10 protein-coding genes and 1 CRISPR repeat array are annotated in these 15,329 nt (G+C 46.9%); of the genes, 3 read left to right on the forward strand and 7 right to left on the reverse strand.

Annotation, left to right across the window (positions count from 1 at the left end):
• Window positions 1-179: 179 nt before the first annotated feature.
• Together RIE73_RS31685 and RIE73_RS31690 are read left to right on the forward strand one after the other, a co-directional pair.
• On the forward strand, window positions 180-1,121 hold the full coding sequence (locus tag RIE73_RS31685; RefSeq protein ID WP_446404948.1) for a lysophospholipid acyltransferase family protein: 942 nt from the start codon (window positions 180-182) through the stop codon (window positions 1,119-1,121).
• A gap of 266 nt (window positions 1,122-1,387) precedes the next feature.
• Complete coding sequence (locus tag RIE73_RS31690; RefSeq protein WP_446404949.1) at window positions 1,388-2,794, forward strand: amidase; 1,407 nt, start codon at window positions 1,388-1,390, stop codon at window positions 2,792-2,794.
• Window positions 2,795-3,456: 662 nt separating this feature from the next.
• Here the strand turns inward: RIE73_RS31690 and RIE73_RS31695 are convergent.
• The 3 genes from RIE73_RS31695 to gorA all read right to left on the reverse strand — a co-directional run bounded on the left by RIE73_RS31695 (window position 3,457) and on the right by gorA (window position 8,754).
• Window positions 3,457-3,684, reverse strand: a complete 228-nt coding sequence (locus RIE73_RS31695; RefSeq protein ID WP_446404950.1) for a lipopolysaccharide assembly protein LapA domain-containing protein — start codon at window positions 3,682-3,684, stop codon at window positions 3,457-3,459.
• 348 nt (window positions 3,685-4,032) lie between these two features.
• Window positions 4,033-5,777: a CRISPR direct-repeat array (repeat unit 37 nt; unit sequence GTCAAAATCCTCTATAATCCCTACCAGGGATTGAAAC).
• A gap of 67 nt (window positions 5,778-5,844) precedes the next feature.
• Window positions 5,845-7,284 (reverse strand): phosphoglucomutase/phosphomannomutase family protein, encoded by a 1,440-nt coding sequence (locus tag RIE73_RS31700; RefSeq protein WP_446404951.1) that lies wholly within the window; start codon window positions 7,282-7,284, stop codon window positions 5,845-5,847.
• A 123-nt stretch (window positions 7,285-7,407) separates the two neighbouring features.
• Window positions 7,408-8,754: a glutathione-disulfide reductase gene (gorA, locus tag RIE73_RS31705; protein ID WP_446404952.1), complete on the reverse strand. Its 1,347-nt coding sequence runs from the start codon at window positions 8,752-8,754 to the stop codon at window positions 7,408-7,410.
• A gap of 597 nt (window positions 8,755-9,351) precedes the next feature.
• Here gorA and RIE73_RS31710 point away from each other — a divergent pair.
• Window positions 9,352-10,059: a lysophospholipid acyltransferase family protein gene (locus RIE73_RS31710; RefSeq protein ID WP_446404953.1), complete on the forward strand. Its 708-nt coding sequence runs from the start codon at window positions 9,352-9,354 to the stop codon at window positions 10,057-10,059.
• A gap of 457 nt (window positions 10,060-10,516) precedes the next feature.
• Here the strand turns inward: RIE73_RS31710 and RIE73_RS31715 are convergent, their stop codons facing one another.
• The 4 genes from RIE73_RS31715 to RIE73_RS31730 all read right to left on the reverse strand — a co-directional run bounded on the left by RIE73_RS31715 (window position 10,517) and on the right by RIE73_RS31730 (window position 14,902).
• Entirely contained in the window at window positions 10,517-10,954 is a 438-nt protein-coding gene (locus tag RIE73_RS31715) for an Hsp20/alpha crystallin family protein (protein WP_446404954.1), read from the reverse strand.
• A 489-nt stretch (window positions 10,955-11,443) separates the two neighbouring features.
• Window positions 11,444-12,496, reverse strand: coding sequence for a D-alanine--D-alanine ligase family protein (locus RIE73_RS31720; protein WP_446404955.1), 1,053 nt, complete (start codon window positions 12,494-12,496; stop codon window positions 11,444-11,446).
• A gap of 91 nt (window positions 12,497-12,587) precedes the next feature.
• A complete protein-coding gene (locus RIE73_RS31725; RefSeq protein ID WP_446404956.1) occupies window positions 12,588-14,372 on the reverse strand; it encodes an SLC13 family permease in 1,785 nt (594 codons plus the stop codon).
• 71 nt (window positions 14,373-14,443) lie between these two features.
• Window positions 14,444-14,902 (reverse strand): SRPBCC family protein, encoded by a 459-nt coding sequence (locus RIE73_RS31730; protein WP_446404957.1) that lies wholly within the window; start codon window positions 14,900-14,902, stop codon window positions 14,444-14,446.
• Between the last annotated feature and the right edge of the window lie 427 nt (window positions 14,903-15,329).

Consider the following 15,329-nt stretch of genomic DNA (forward strand, 5'->3'; position numbering starts at 1 on the left):
GGGACTTGAACCGTTGCGACTCCAAGCTGTTCAGGGTACTGTAACCAAAGCAACGGAGTGAAGAAGGTGACAAAGGAAAAACTGGGCTATTGCATTTCCTATCGAGGACAGACGTTATCAAAGATGAATGATGAAGTCTATTCCGGCTATCTCGGTGTTCCCTGTTTCCCTAATTGCCTATGAGTTCCTCCGTAGAGAATCAGCAAACCCAACAAACCCAATCGCCACCCCTGACACCTGCAATGATTCAACGGGTGAAGGAAGGATTAAGTGCAGCCCGCGATCGCAGAGTGCGTAATGCTGTCGAAAATGCTAGGAATAATCTGAATGCGATCGCCCAAGGGGAATCAGATCAGCGAGTCAGGGGAAGGGTAAGGCGTTTCATTCTGCGATCGTTCATTCATCTGCTGTTCCCCGTGCGAATCGAAAACCCGGAATATATTCCCACTCAACCTGCATTACTCACCGCCAACCATCTCAATCACATTGATCCATTACTGATTCTCGCCGAAGTCCCCGGACATCCTTACTACTACACCCCGGCTGACGCCCGTACTCTCTATAATCATTGGTGGAAACGCTGGATTTTGGGTTGGGCGGGGGGTGTCATTCCCCTAGAACGGCGCTGGAAAGAAGAAAAAGCGGTTATTGAAGCCGCCCAAGCAGGGCGCGAGGATTTAGCCGACTTAGCCGCCGCCATTGAAGAGGATGTGCCAAGTAACGCCGGATTGGGTACAATGCGACAGATAGAACGGGCGGTGCAGGCAATTTTTGCCCGTGGGGATGGCGTTTTAATTTTTCCCGAGGGGAGACTGGGTGAGGTTGAAGGTGAATTACAATTACCCCTAGCGCGAGGTGGGATTATGTATGCGTTGCGGGCGGGCGTCCCCATTGTACCCGTAGCCTTAATTGGCACTCATGACCTTTATTTTCGCAAGCTATTAACTCTGCGATTTGGCGAACCCTTGCACTTTCCCCAATCCCAACGCCCCAAACCGAAGGAAGTCCAAAAGGCGATGGAGAGGTTAGAAGAGGCGCTGATTAAACTATTACCCAATAATTATCAAGAACCCAACCAACCTAAACCTCTGCGTCATTGGCTCAATTGCCTATTGTTATAGGGTTTCACTATTATCGTTTGAAATGGTGCGTTACGCTTGGCTCTCCTCACCCTACTGGCTTGACCCAGCTAAAATTGTGCAATAGATTTGACGGTTAAACCGGGCGCAAGCCTTGCGCCCCTACAATTCTAATTCACCATTTTAGGTGGGTCAGCCCACTACACCCGCTAAACCTACCTCGACAGACAGCAAGCCGTCTTCAACAAAGGACGTAGCTTGCTTCTCAAGGGAAGCGAGTATGACAAATGACAAAGGACAAATGACAAATGACTAACACTGATTTAGCCTTCACACCCGCCATAGACCAAGCGCAATTAATTCGCCAAGGTCAAGTATCTCCCTTAGAATTAGTCGAAGTTTATTTAGCCCGCATTCAACAGTTTAATCCTCAATTGGGCAGTTATTTTAGTGTCGCCACTGATATGGCGCTAGCGGATGCCAAAGCCAAGACTGAACAGTTGACGCAGATAAGAGATAGTGCTGAACTGCCCCCTTTTTTTGGCGTACCCATTGCTATAAAAGACCTCACCGCTGTCCAGAATTTACCCTGTACCTACGGCACGCCGATTCTCAAAGATAAAATAGCGCCCTACGATGATGGCGTCGTCGCCCGGATTAAACAAGCCGGATTCATTATTTTAGGCAAAACCGCCACCTCAGAAGTGGGTTCCCTTCCTTATACCGAACCCCCAGGATTTCCCCCAGCCCGTAATCCCTGGAATTTAGAATACACCCCAGGCGGATCAAGTGGGGGGTCTGCTGCAGCTGTTGCTGCTGGATTATGTCCCATCGCCCAGGGGTCTGATGGGGGCGGTTCAGTGCGTGGACCTGCCTCCTGCTGCGGCGTGGTGGGAATTAAACCTGCACGGGGACGAGTCTCTTTTGCGCCAGTGGGCGATCGCCAAAATGGAATTGCCGCTAATGGTTCTTTAGCCCGCACGGTTGCGGATGCGGCGGCGTTGCTGGATGTGATGTCTGGCTATATTCCCGGTGATCCCTATTGGTTACCGGAACCAGAGGTATCGTTTCTGGAAGCCACTCGTCAACCCCTCGGTCAATTGCGAATTGCTTTTTCTACAGCGATACCCCCCCTAGGGGATGCGGCAGAGGTTTGTCAGCAAGCGGTGCATGAAACGGCGCGACGTTTGGAAGAGATGGGACATCAGGTGGAACCGGGTTGTCCTGATTTTAGTGGTTTAATTGAACCCTTTCAAAAGGTGTGGCAAGCCGGGGTTACGGCGACAGGGATTCCCGTGGCGGCGTTAAGTCCGATGAATCAGTGGATTGCTGCCCAATCGGGTTCGGCGGGGGAGTATTTGCAAGCCGTTGCCCAGATGCAGATTATATCGCGACAGATTGTCGGATTTTTTGAGAATTTTCAGGTGTTGGTGCTTCCGGTGTATATGCACCCAACGATTCGGGTGGGGGAATGGGCGGATTTGAGTCCAGAGGAAACGTTGCAAAATATTATTCGTTGGATTGCACCTTGTCCTCCATTTAATGCTAGTGGACTTCCCGCGATCGCAATTCCCACGGGATTTGACTCAACGGGTTTGCCTGTGGGAGTTCAGCTTGTGGGACGCCCTGCGGCTGAAGCCACGCTGATTGCGTTGGCGACTCGGTTAGAAGCAACAAATCCGGGGATTCACCAGCGTCCAGCATTGGTGGTGTAATGAATTATAAACCTTGAAATGCCCATACTATCGTTGGTTATTCCAATTTCCCATGTAGGGGCGGGTTTAGGGACAAAATTAATGAAGTCACCAATCACCTTTCTACAAAACCCGCCCTGCCCCACCCTATCATTAGGCAATGGGCAATAGGCAATGGGCAATGGGCAATAGTGAAGAAAAACACTGACTAATCAAGGGATTGAGCGATTTAAATTTTTGTTCTTTTGTCCTAACCTTAGAGCGTAGTGCTATATGCGATCGCGGTTGAAAATCTGCTGATTTTTGTGGTTCGGTTTTGGATTAATTGATTGTCTGGCGGTGGAGAAATGGGCGGGTTTTGTTGTTCCGTTATCGGTAAGGAGGGCGGGTTTTGTTGTTCCGTTATCGGTAAGGAGGGCGGGTTTTGTTGTTCCGTTATCGGTAAGGAGGGCGGGTCGTTATCGGTAAGGAGGGCGGGTTTTGTTGTTCCGTTATCGGTGAATATCTGAATTTAGTCCCTAAACCCGCCCCTACAATTGTCCCTAAACCCGCCCCTACAATTGTCCCTAAAAAGAAAACAGCATTGTACTAGGTTTTGTAAACAAACCTCAAATCCTTACAAATGACAAATGACAAATGACGAATGACTATCTTCACCGTTTAGGTTAATTATGTCCACCTACTTATAATCGCTTTCTGCCTTCTATCTGCCATACCCACGGAATAATTGCCCCAGCAATCACGCCTATTCCCACGCTCAACGCTAAAACAACTCCCACAGGGAGTTTAATGGATTCAACATTGAGAAATCTAAGAGATATAAGTGTGGCATTTTGTACCGATAGGATGGCAATTGCGGCAATCCAAGCGGCGACAATGAGAGATGTGAGCAGATTCGTTAAGGCTTTCATCTCAAGCTCAAGTCTTAAGGGCAGTGGATGCAGTATAGTGTATTTGAGCGCAGTTTGACCTCAATATGCCAAATGGCGATCGCACCTGGGCGAATTAAATCCGAGAAGGGGTAGGTGTTTTCAAAGGCTATGATGATTTGGCGGCTGTATCTCTTATGGGTTCTGGGTTTGAGGACGCTACCCTAAAAATGAGGTTCTCGGAAATCTTGAAACGCTTACTGGTGCTGAATTTCGGATGTTTTTTTTAAGATGTCTCTTGTCTGTCAAAGTCTGAAATGGTATATTAGATGGAGTCTCTCGGATCTGAACATTGAAAACTACATACACCAAGCTTTTCAGAGGGCGGCAGTCAAAATCCTCTATAATCCCTACCAGGGATTGAAACCCAATCGCCCACTGGTTCTCTAACGCTTGCATGGGTCAAAATCCTCTATAATCCCTACCAGGGATTGAAACGAAAAGGATATTGTGAATGTTGATGAAATAGTTGGTCAAAATCCTCTATAATCCCTACCAGGGATTGAAACTACCTCGGAAGAATTCCCCACACTCCAGTTTAAACTGTCAAAATCCTCTATAATCCCTACCAGGGATTGAAACGACCGTAGGCAGCCGTGGCGCGTCTGATCCCTGGTCAAAATCCTCTATAATCCCTACCAGGGATTGAAACAAGTCGCTGACGCTGGCGTGGCTCATGTTCTGACCAGTCAAAATCCTCTATAATCCCTACCAGGGATTGAAACTTGCTGTAGCCAACTCCAAATCGTTGTACTTGAGTCAAAATCCTCTATAATCCCTACCAGGGATTGAAACCTTCTGGCGTCTTTAGCCAACAGCGCTGACATAAAGGTCAAAATCCTCTATAATCCCTACCAGGGATTGAAACGGGATATTTTAGATCGACAAATGCCCGCAGCTTTTGTCAAAATCCTCTATAATCCCTACCAGGGATTGAAACAAGCCTTCCAGGACAAGAAAAATATCTGATATCAGGTCAAAATCCTCTATAATCCCTACCAGGGATTGAAACTACACGCATGGAGGAGATACCTATTCTTTGCCTTGTCAAAATCCTCTATAATCCCTACCAGGGATTGAAACAAATTCTGGGCGGTGGTCTGAGCGAAATTTTGCGTCAAAATCCTCTATAATCCCTACCAGGGATTGAAACGAGTGAAGGGAGTAGCCCCGGTGACTCCATCCAGTCAAAATCCTCTATAATCCCTACCAGGGATTGAAACCAGTCACCGCCTCTTAAATCGCCTCATAACTACGTCAAAATCCTCTATAATCCCTACCAGGGATTGAAACTGGATATAGAACAGACTACCACCAATATCCTGTGTCAAAATCCTCTATAATCCCTACCAGGGATTGAAACTCAATTTCGGGCTTGCCCTTGGACTTGCCGATATAATGTCAAAATCCTCTATAATCCCTACCAGGGATTGAAACTCGAGAGCTTAGCCCCATTATTTTGGCTAGCTTCCGTCAAAATCCTCTATAATCCCTACCAGGGATTGAAACTTGGGATCAGCAGCACCCAAGATCAAGCGACAAGTCAAAATCCTCTATAATCCCTACCAGGGATTGAAACTAGTGGGATGTCTTTAAAGCCTCCTGCGGCTACAGGTCAAAATCCTCTATAATCCCTACCAGGGATTGAAACTTTGACAAGAGACTCTAACCAGACGTGACCGACGTCAAAATCCTCTATAATCCCTACCAGGGATTGAAACTCCAGTCGCGCCTTGATTTCCAAGGAATCGGCAGTCAAAATCCTCTATAATCCCTACCAGGGATTGAAACTACTAATTGATTATGGGCAAGAGGATGATTGGGGGTCAAAATCCTCTATAATCCCTACCAGGGATTGAAACAGATTTAAGCCGTATCCGTACCAGGTATTGTTGTGTCAAAATCCTCTATAATCCCTACCAGGGATTGAAACGTCTTTTTGGCATTGGTAAGCCCTCCCTTTTGGTCAAAATCCTCTATAATCCCTACCAGGGATTGAAACTGCCGTGTTCCTCCCAATCTGGATGATCTGATTAATGTCAAAATCCTCTATAATCCCTACCAGGGATTGAACTCTCTACCGCCCACTGTGCAGAGACGTTGCATGCAACGTCTCTACAACCCGGATTCAGCAAGCCTTAGTTATACCGTTGCAGGTTCCATCTGCTGAATCATCTGCTTCATCGCCTCAGCAATTTGATTTTGCTTTTCAGGAGAATCTGCTTCCATATACACCCGCATCAGCGGTTCGGTACCGGAGGGACGCAATAACACCCAACTTCCTTCTGATAAATACAGTTTAATCCCATCTTTGCGCCCCACTTCTTTAACCTTAATTCCAGCCACTTCTTGGGGAGGATTTTTGGCGCAAGTGTCTAAAACGGCGGCTTTGTGATCCTCGTTCAAATGCAAGTCCAAGCGCTGGTTGTAAACCGGACCATCCGCTTCTTTAATCGCTTCTTCGACTAACTGACTCAGGGGTTTACCTTCGTAGGCAATGGCTTCAGCCACCAGCATATTGGCTAAAATACCATCTTTTTCGGGAATATGCCCAATAATGCTCAATCCCCCGGATTCTTCACCGCCAATCAGCACCTCGGTTTCCCGCATTTTCTGACCGATGTATTTGAAACCGACGGCTGTCTCGTAAGTTTCTAGACCATGTTTTACGGCGAAGTTGTCCAATAGGTGAGTTGTGGCAACAGTACGGACGATCGCACCTTTTTTACCTTTGTTTTTAATCAGGTGACGTGCCAGTAACAATAGCACAGTATTGGGGGTTAGTACATTACCCTGTTCATCTACGATACCAAAGCGATCGCTATCCCCATCAGTCGCTAGACCTAAATCCGCCTGATCCCGCGTCACGGCTTCTCTTAACCCCACCAGATACTCGCCTTTGGGTTCGGGCATTCCGCCACCAAATAAGACATCACGGGTAGTGTTAAAGCTTTCCGTCTGACAGCCGCAGTTTTCTAGGACATCATCCAGATAACCGCGAGACGTGGAATAGAGGGCATCGTATTTTACTTTGAGTTGCGCCCGCCGAATCCGTTCTACGTCTAGTAGTGTGTAAATAAAGTGTAAATAATCCGGTTTCGGATCAAAGGTAGAAATTTTATCACCCGACTTACCACTCGGTAGTGCATCATCTGCCCCAGCAATATTGGAAACAATCGTATCCGTAATTTCCGGGGTAGCAGGACCTGCATAATCCGGAATATATTTAATCCCGCAATAGGCAGCGGGATTGTGGGATGCTGTAAACATCAGCGCTCCGGCTGAGTTGAGTTGACGCGCTTGATAGGCAATCACTGGCGTCGGACAATCCCGGTTGACAATTTTCACCGTCCAGCCCAAGTCTGCCAACACCTCAGCAGCAGTGCGGGAAAACTGATCAGCCAGAAAGCGGGTATCGTAAGCTACTAATACCGGGCGGTCTTTGCCGTAGGCTGTATCCAGATAACTCGCGATCGCACGAGTTACCTTACAGACATTGGCGAAGGTAAAATCATCGGCGATGATTCCCCGCCAGCCATCGGTACCGAATTTTATTTTTTTAGCGCTATTTGTTGCACTCATTTGGGCTACTTTGCTCTTGATTTTCCTCAATTATAGGGGGACGAGTCTTGTCATTTGTAATTTGTCTGAGTATCCCAATGTGCGCCTGAATACCATTTGCCGAAAATAGAATTGGCTTCCCCATTAGTCGAGCGTGAGAACCTCTTCTCCAATCGTGGGATGGATACAAATCGTCGCATCTAGCTCTTGCTTGTTGAGACCCTGACGAATCGCTACGGCGAGAGTTTGCATAATATCCGCCGCATGTTCACCTACCATCTGAGCGCCCACGATGCGTTGGTTTTCGCCCTCAACGATTAATTTGATCATCGCTTTTTCGTCTTGTTCACTCAGGCTGTAAAGCATCGGTTTAAATTCAGTGCGGTAGCAGCGCACGGAGTCACCAAATTTTTCCTGTGCCTTGCTTTGTGTCATTCCCACAGTCGCCGCTTCTGGGCGGGTAAACACCGCAGAGGGAACATTGTCGTAATTGACCGACTGGGGGTGGTTACCAATCGCCGTATCTACAACGGCTTGACCTTCAGCGATAGCGACGGGGGTTAAGGGGATACGATTGGTGCAATCGCCAATGGCAAAAATAGTATCCTGTGTCGTGCGGCTGTACTCATCCACCTCAATGACGCCTTTTTCACTGACGTTAACCTCCGTGTTTTCCAAACCCAAGTCTTTCGTATTGGGGGCGCGACTGGTGGCAATTAAGACGGTATCGGCGTTCAGGGTTTCTTGATAGTCCCCAGATAAGTTGAGTTGGATTCCATCGCTTCCTTGACTAATTTCTTTGGCTGTGGTTTGAGTCAGAATCCGAATTCCTCGTTGACTTAAGCCCCTTTGTACAGACATGCAGATATCGTGATCAAACCCGGGTAAGATTGATTCCTCGACATCCATCAGCGTGACCTCAGCTCCCAAAGCATCCATCATACTGGCAAATTCTACACCAATATAGCCGCCACCAATAATTGCCAGTCGTTTGGGCAACTCTTGCAGTTGAAACATTTCGCGGGAGGTAATCCCATGCTCTTTGCCAGGGATATTTGGCACAATGGGATGCCCACCCACAGCAATAATAATTTTATTGGCAGTAATTTGGCGATCGCTTACAGTTATCGTATGAGCATCTACAAATTTGGCTTGACCGCGAATCAGGTCGATTCCAGCCTCCTCCAGGGTTTGCAGATAGGATTGATTCAGTTTATCGATATGGTGGTGGACTTTGCTGAGAAATTGTGACCAATTGATTTGCCGTTGACATTCACTCCAGCCATAGCTGGTGGCGAGTTGATCTTGTAAGGCAAAATCCGCCGCATAAACCATCAATTTTTTGGGAATGCAGCCGCGATTGACACAAGTACCACCGAGGGATTCTTTTTCCACCACAGCAACGTTGATGTCATAAGCCGCTGCTCGTTTCGCCGCTGCTAGTCCGCCAGACCCTGCACCAATGATGAGGAGTTCGTAATTATAAGACATACTGTTGTTTGAAGTATCTGTACCTGATTTGAAGGTTGCATAGGTGAAGCAAGTCTTGCACCATTCAACAGGCAGATTTTTGGGCAATTACAGTCGATTGTAGGGGCGGGTTTAGAAACTAATGTAGGGGTGGGTTTAGGAACTGTAGGGGCGGGTTTAGGAACATGTAGGGGCGGGTTTAGGAATTAATGTAGGGGCGGGTTTAGGAATTAATGTAGGGGCGGGTTTAGGAATTAACGTCAGCTATTGCTGAAATAACGGAACAGCAAAACCCGCCCTCCTCACCAATAAATGAACAACAAAACCCGCCCTAGTCCAGTCGATTGTAGAGGCGGGTTTAGCCGCTAAATTAAGATAGCCATCAGTAAATGAACAACAAAACCCGCCCTGGCTCACCGATATAGTGATATCAACACAACCCACCTTATATTTAAGTCTTACTCGTTTCCTGGCGATGCCTCCTTTGATAAAGGCTAAAGCCCTTACTACGAACTACGAACTAACGTCATCAACCTTTAGGCAGAGGATAGTCTAGGTCATAACACCTAAGGTGAAGCTATAGTGAATTTTTTGGCTTGCCCATCACCAATTGCCACAATGAGCCAGACTAAATCCCCCGATAAAACTCAAGACCATTCCACCAATACCAAGGAAGAGGTAACTACCTCTCATATTTCCCCTTGGTTAGTGCGTCTAGTCTATCCTCTAGGTCGTTACCTGGTTTTGCCCTTTTACTTTGGCAAAATTGAGGTCAAGGGACGGGAGAATTTACCCAAAGATAGTCCAGTTATCTTTGCACCCACCCATCGGTCTCGCTGGGATGCGCTGATGTTAGCTTATGCCGCTGGTCGAGATATTACCGGACGGGATTTACAGTTTATGGTGTCGGTTAATGAAATGAAAGGGGTGCAAGGCTGGTTTATTCGTCGTTTAGGCGGGTTTCCCGTTGATCCTAAACATCCGGGAATTTCCAGTCTGCGTCACGGGATTGAGTTATTGGAGAAGGGAAACGTTCTGGTTATTTTCCCTGAAGGCGATATTTTTCGGACGGAAGACATCCAACCCCTAGAACCGGGATTGGCTCGGATGGCACTCCATGCAGAAACGGATCAACCGGGTTTAGGGATTAAAATTGTGCCGATTCGGATTCATTACAGTCAACCTGTACCGCACAAGGGATGCGATGTTGATATTCATATTGGTTCGCCTTTATCGGTGGCAGATTACTGTCATAAACCTGTGAAAGGATGTGCTGAAGAAATTAGGGATGATTTGCGACAGGCGCTTCAGGAGATTGGAGATTGATGATTCGTGATTGGTGATTGGCATCGATTGTAGAGGCGGGTTTAATCAATTGTAGGGGCGGGTTTAGGGACTAAAGTCAGCTATTGCTGAAATAACGGAACAACAAAACCCGCCCTCCTCACCAATAAATGCACAACAAAACCCGCCCGACCTCACCGATAACGGCTCACCAAAACTCGCCCTAATTAATCTTTGTCTCTATTACTAAGTAGGTGGGGACAATTAAAGTTAACGGTGGGGATCGTCATTCGTCATTCGTCATTCGTCATTTGTAAGGGTTTGAGGCTGGTTAACATAACTTAACCTGGTTGAGTTTATTTCCACCAACCTACTTATCAGTTGATGGCTTTGATAGTCCTCCTATAAACTCAGCTCCCCTCTCCCAAGCTTGGGGGAGAGGGGTTGGCGGTGAGGGTTGTCTACAAGGCTAGCCAATCTGAATTCTCACCGATTTGGATTAGCCAAGGTTCACTTTAAAGACTTTGTTCTTTTCTGCTTCCGCTTTGGGAATGTTGAGATTGAGGATGCCGTCTTTATAATCGGCTTGGACTTGCGTATTCTCAACTTGTCCAGGTAAGGGAATTACGCGGCGGAACTTACCATAGCGGAATTCACTGCGCGTCATTCCTCCTTCTTCAGTCTTGGCTTCTGATTTGCGTTCACCGCTAATCATCACCGCATCTTTGGTTACTTGCACATCTAAATCCTTGGGTTCCATTCCCGGAACTTCTAGCTTTAGATGGATGTTATTTTCGCTTTCTTCCATTTCCACGGGCGGCGCAAAGTTTACGCCATCACCTTCCCCGCGCATCGGTGCGAGACTCTCAAACAGGCGATTCATTTCTTGTTGCAGAGAGTCGATTTCTCCGAAAGGCTGCCAACGAACGAGTGCCATAGTCATGTCCTCCTAATTGCTTCTACGCTAATTTTGATAGGTTCTATATCGGTGAACATCTACCAAAAGTGGCAGATAGATAGTCTTATGGCTTTTGGTCATATTAGGTTGATTAACTATCTATCTGGATAGGAAAAGTGATTGGTTTTCAATCCACTTTTATTTCCCTTACTTTCAGGATATTCAGCTAAATCAATTCCTCAATTCGGTTGTGCCGAATTGGAATGGGGGAATGACCGTATTCCGGGCAGGGTATAAGCTAAAACGCATTTAAATTGTGTATTCAGGCGTTGCCTGTTGCCTGTTGCCTGTTGCCTTTGAGCGATTGAGGTATCCCAATCTAAATGCCGAACAGCTTATAGCATTAAGTAGTCGGACAAAAGAAAAAGACACGCTCCGGAGCCAGTGCAAGTAAATCGCCCTCAACCCCTTACTGTTCCTTCCTGTTCCCTAATCTCAACCGTTAACTTTAATAGAAAGTCCACCGACTTAGGAACTTTGCCGTTCTTGGGCTAATTCAATCAACTGATCAACCAATTGAGGGAATGGTACACCAGTGGCTGCCCACAGTTGAGGATACATACTGGTGGCGGTGAAACCCGGTAAGGTATTGATTTCATTAATGAAAACCTCCCCTGTCGCCTCCACATAAAAGAAATCTACCCGTGATAAACCAGCCGCATCCACCGCCGCAAATGCCTGGAGTGCCATCTCCTGGATCTGACGACTTACGGCATCCGGTAACGGTGCGGGAATGGATAATGTGGCACGACCTGCTGTATATTTGGTTTCATAGTCGTAGAAATCACTGGTGTAACTGATTTCACCCACCACAGATGCTTTCGGATTATCATTCCCTAAAACCGCACATTCCACTTCCCGCGCCACGACTCCCGCTTCCACAATAATCCGACGATCATAACTGGCGGCATTATCTAACGCCGTTTCCAATTCACTTCGCGATCGCACTTTGGCAATACCTACTGATGATCCTAAGTTAGCGGGTTTGACAAAACAGGGATACCCCAAGGTTTCCTCAATCTGATCACAGAGTTTCGGGAAAACGCAGGGATTGGACCACACTTGGGCGCGACTCAATCCCTTATGCTTCACTTGGGCGAGTCCCACTTGATCAAACACTTGTTTCATGGCAATTTTATCCATTGCCATGGCTGAACCTAAGACACCGGAACCCACACAAGGAACCTGCATTAACGTTAACAAGCCTTGAATCGTGCCATCTTCGCCATTGGGTCCGTGCAAGATGGGAAACCATACATCCACGTCAGCCACCTGAGGTGGGAATTGCCAGAGGTTTCCGTCTCCATTGGCGTCTAGAGGTGTTCCCGATGCCAAAACCTGCTGGGCGATGTCTGGGGGTTGCCAGATGCCATCTTTTTGAATATAAATCGGTAAAACCTCGTACTTCTGAGTATTTGGTGGCGTACCCAACGCCTTGGCGATCGCCTGTGCTGAACAAATCGAAACCTCGTGTTCTCCTGAGAGTCCCCCAAATAGCAGTCCGATCCGTACTTTTGTCATGTTGTTGTCGATTGTTGATGGGTCAAACACTTATCCTACTTGGTTAGGGCGAGTTTAGTCAGCTAAAACGCATTTAAATAAGGACAAATAGTCATAAACCATAAAGCAGAATAATTAACGGAGGAATTACAAACATCATCAAAAGACTCAGAGGAGCGCCCACCCGGAAAAAGTCCAGAAACCTGTAACCGCCTGCACTGTAAACCATCGTGTTGGTTTGATACCCAATCGGTGTCATAAAACTATTCGACGCCGCGAAGGTAACCACAAACATAAAGGCAAAGGGATTAAGATCCAACGTCTGAGCCACCTGCACAGCAATAGGTAAGAGTAAAACCACCGAAGCGTTATTGGATAAAACCTCAGTCAATAACGCCGTAATCAGAAAGAAAAACGTCAGCATCCAGTAGGGTGAAAAACTACTGCCTAGGGAAACCAGATTATCGGCTAACCATTTCGTTGTACCGGAATTTTCCATGGCAATTCCCAAGGGAATTAATCCCGCCAGAAGGAAGATAATATCCCAGCGAACGGCACTATACACTTCCCCGGGCTTCAGACAACCCGTGACAACCATTAAAACCACTCCCGCCAAGGCACTGACTAAAATCGGCAATGGGGTAAACGCGGCAACCAGTACAACTCCCACACCAATTGCTACAGCAATGCCCGCTTTTTCTCGCCGTAACGACTCCATGTCTCGTTGCTCAAAGACTAACAAATCGCGACTGTTTTGTAATCCGACAAAACTTTGCTTGGGTCCTTGTACCAAGAGCAAATCCCCAAACCGTAAAGGAACTTTACCCAAACGTTCCCGGACAAATTCTTGTCCACGACGAATAGCTAATACCGTCAGGTTATAGCGTTGCCGAAATCGAAAGTCTTTAAGGGTAGATCCGGCTAGATCAGAGTTTGATAAGATTAAGACTTCAGCAATCGTATCTTCCCCAGATGTAAGATCTTTTTCGATGGATATTTTGCCAAATTGGATATCCGGCAAAATATCGATCCCCCGTTCATCTTTAATATTCAGCAAACATTCCCGCTTACCCCGGACAATTAAAATATCTCCAGGCTGTAATATTTTGTCAGCTAAGGGTTGGGCAAAACGAGTCTCGTTACGGATGATCTCCAGTACGTCCATATCAAATTTACGCTGAATTTGAGTCGAACGTAACGTTTGTCCGACTAAGCTAGACCGTGGGGGAATCACAATTTCACTCACATAGTCTTGAAGTCCGTACTCTTGAGTATCACTCCCTGCCGCTTTTTTATTAGGTAAGAGTCGAGGGGCAATAAATACTAAATAGGTTAAGCCAATTGTAAACGTAATTAGTCCTAATTTGGTGAACTGAAATAAACTGAATGTACCGTACCCCAATTTATCCGACAAACCACTCGCCAAAATGTTGGTGGATGTGCCAATTACGGTAATCATTCCCCCTAAAATACTGGCATAAGACAAGGGGATGAGAAGCTTGGAGGGAGAAATCCGCTGTTGGCGACATAAATCTTCCACAATTGGCAGAAAGACAGCCAGGACAGCCGTATTATTAATTACACCACTAATCGGACCTGCAATTACCCCCAACGCTAAAATCTGCTGCGAGGACGTTTTACCTCCCCACTTCAACAGGAGTTCGCTGACGACTTGAATCGCACCCGTGCGGGCAATTCCGGCACTGAGAATAAACATTGCCATCACGGTAATCGTGGCGGAACTACTAAACCCAGATATGCCTTCCTCTGGGGTGACTAATCCCAGCACGATCAGCAGCACCATAATTGTGAGTGCGGTAATATCAACGGGCAACCATTCGCTGATGAATAAAATCAGAGTCAGTAGGATAACACCGAGGGTGAGCAGAATTGTCATAGTGGGTGAGATGCATTAAGTGGCAAGTAGCGTTCGGGTTAGCACTGAATCTAATATACTCGCTGCAATTATTAATCCGTCCCTTGATACATCTGTTCAGCCACCCGTTTCAGGCGGCGTAGCTGGGCTTTCATATCCTGCTGTGTCCAACTTGTGGCAAAGGTATCAAAGCCCCAACTGACGAGAGGATTGGGAATTTCAAACTCAAAACGATTCAGCAGCCTCGTACCTCGAATCGTGGGTTGACATTCCCAGCGATCGCGCCCTTGGAAGAATCCTTGGAATTGCCAAACGACTAAACCAGGTTCCCGTTCCACAACGACACTATTGAGGGTAGGCTGGACTAGCGGGATTTGAATCACAAAGCGACTGCGACTGCCAATATCTGTACTCCACTCCCCCACCGGATAACAACGCAGGGCGGAATTGAGCCAACGGTGCATCAGCGTCAGATCGGTGATGCAGCGCTCAACGGTGGTGGCGCTGGCTTTAATGTGAATAGATTGTTCAAAAACTTGAAAATTGGACATTTAAAGCGATAATAGCGTGTCAATAGCTGGTAATCTGACTTTTATTACTACGATGCCAGTTCGCTGGGTCTGACTCAATCCGGATCGAATCTCTTCTATTGTGCAAAAAGGGAGGAAGACGAGGCAAATCGGGGATAGGGAGACTCCTGACCATACCCGCTCAGGGATGAGGGTGTTTTGTCTTCCCACCGGCTTCACTTGCCTCACCGATTGGACAAAGAGAGATCCTGTACCCTAAAGAACGCCAAAAAAAGCTGATTTGAGGGAAAAAACCAACATAAGCTTGATTTTTGTCACCAAATTCCCCATAAAGATAAAGGTGACGCCGTAATTAGCCGAACATGGTTAGCGATGACGATCTGAGGTGAAAAATCTTGACTTAGCCCAAAAACGTTGAGACAAAGATATCGATCGATGGATTGAGAGG

The organism is Coleofasciculus sp. C1-SOL-03 (genome assembly GCF_040220555.1).
Lineage (GTDB): Bacteria > Cyanobacteriota > Cyanobacteriia > Cyanobacteriales > Coleofasciculaceae > Coleofasciculus.

Coding starts and splice junctions, on each gene's coding strand:
- RIE73_RS31685 (WP_446404948.1), top strand. CDS start 180: ATGAGTTCCTCCGTAGAGAATCAGCAAACCCAACAAACCCAATCGCCA.
- RIE73_RS31690 (WP_446404949.1), top strand. CDS start 1,388: ATGACTAACACTGATTTAGCCTTCACACCCGCCATAGACCAAGCGCAA.
- RIE73_RS31695 (WP_446404950.1), bottom strand. CDS start 3,684: ATGAAAGCCTTAACGAATCTGCTCACATCTCTCATTGTCGCCGCTTGG.
- RIE73_RS31700 (WP_446404951.1), bottom strand. CDS start 7,284: ATGAGTGCAACAAATAGCGCTAAAAAAATAAAATTCGGTACCGATGGC.
- gorA (WP_446404952.1), bottom strand. CDS start 8,754: ATGTCTTATAATTACGAACTCCTCATCATTGGTGCAGGGTCTGGCGGA.
- RIE73_RS31710 (WP_446404953.1), top strand. CDS start 9,352: ATGAGCCAGACTAAATCCCCCGATAAAACTCAAGACCATTCCACCAAT.
- RIE73_RS31715 (WP_446404954.1), bottom strand. CDS start 10,954: ATGGCACTCGTTCGTTGGCAGCCTTTCGGAGAAATCGACTCTCTGCAA.
- RIE73_RS31720 (WP_446404955.1), bottom strand. CDS start 12,496: ATGACAAAAGTACGGATCGGACTGCTATTTGGGGGACTCTCAGGAGAA.
- RIE73_RS31725 (WP_446404956.1), bottom strand. CDS start 14,372: ATGACAATTCTGCTCACCCTCGGTGTTATCCTACTGACTCTGATTTTA.
- RIE73_RS31730 (WP_446404957.1), bottom strand. CDS start 14,902: ATGTCCAATTTTCAAGTTTTTGAACAATCTATTCACATTAAAGCCAGC.